This window comes from Butyricicoccus sp., assembly GCF_050872565.1.
GTDB lineage: Bacteria > Bacillota > Clostridia > Oscillospirales > Butyricicoccaceae > Butyricicoccus_A.
In genome coordinates, this window is record NZ_JBNMHC010000528.1 from 1 (window position 1) to 1045 (window position 1045).

1 protein-coding gene is annotated in these 1045 nt (G+C 55.4%); it reads left to right on the forward strand.

Annotated features, from left to right (window positions below):
• Positions 1-26: 26 nt before the first annotated feature.
• Positions 27-869 (forward strand): 16S rRNA (cytidine(1402)-2'-O)-methyltransferase, encoded by an 843-nt coding sequence (rsmI, locus tag ACR0P9_RS13115; protein ID WP_432620852.1) that lies wholly within the window; start codon positions 27-29, stop codon positions 867-869.
• Positions 870-1045 lie beyond the last annotated feature (176 nt).

Sequence of the window (1045 nt, forward strand, 5' to 3'; positions counted from 1 at the left end):
ACGATCTATCACAGGGAGGAATTTTAATGGCAGGAACGCTTTATTTGGTGGCAACACCGATTGGAAACCTGGAGGATCTCACGTATCGTGCGGTTCGGATTCTCGGTGAAGTGGATTTTGTCGCAGCGGAAGATACCCGTGTCAGCGGCAAGCTGCTGCATTATTTGGAAATCAGCAAACCGCTGGTCAGCTATCATGAACATAACAAAAAACAGCGCGGACCGGAGCTGGTTGCGCGCATCTTGGCAGGTGAGACCTGTGCGTTAGTCACAGACGCCGGTATGCCGGCAATCAGTGACCCAGGCGAAGATTTGGCGAATTTGTGCCATGAGGCGGGAATCTCTGTCATTCCGGTGCCGGGTGCCTGCGCCGCAGTCAGTGCCTTGGCACAGAGCGGCTTGCCGTCTGGAAAATGGTGCTTTGAGGGCTTTTTGCCGACAAACAGCAAGCAGAGAAAAGAACGGCTCGCCGTGCTCAAACAGGAAACACGGACATGTATTGTCTATGAAGCGCCGCACCGCCTGCGGGCGACGATGCAGGAGCTGGCACAGCAGCTGGGAGACCGCCGCGTGAGCATTTCCCGCGAGCTGACCAAGCTGCATGAAGAATGCCTGCGTATGACCCTGCCGGAAGCGGCGGCATATTATCAGGAGACTGAACCGCGCGGTGAGTTCGTCCTTGTCATTGAAGGTGCGTCTGACCATCCGGAACAGCGGGCAGCCGATCAGATGGAACAGGCCATCGCGCTGACGGAGGAATTGACAGCAGCCGGTCTGACCCTGCGCGACGCCGTCAAGCAGGCGGCAAAACAAACCGGTGCCCGCAAAAATCAGCTGTATCAGACCATGCTGGCACGACAGGGAGAATAAAATTCGCACCAGCTTCTTGGCTCCCTCAAAGAGGGAGCCTAAAGCCCTCTCTGTCGCTGCGCGACATCTCTCCCGGAGGGAGAGACAAGTTTGGTCTGTGCGTAAATGTAAACCGAAAGCACCAGTTCCGGAAAATTCCGGTTCTGGTGTTTTCTTGTGTGTATTAGTTTGGTTTC

Excerpts from the sequence above, each read along its gene's own strand:
- rsmI (WP_432620852.1), top strand. The coding sequence starts at position 27 with ATGGCAGGAACGCTTTATTTGGTGGCAACACCGATTGGAAACCTGGAG.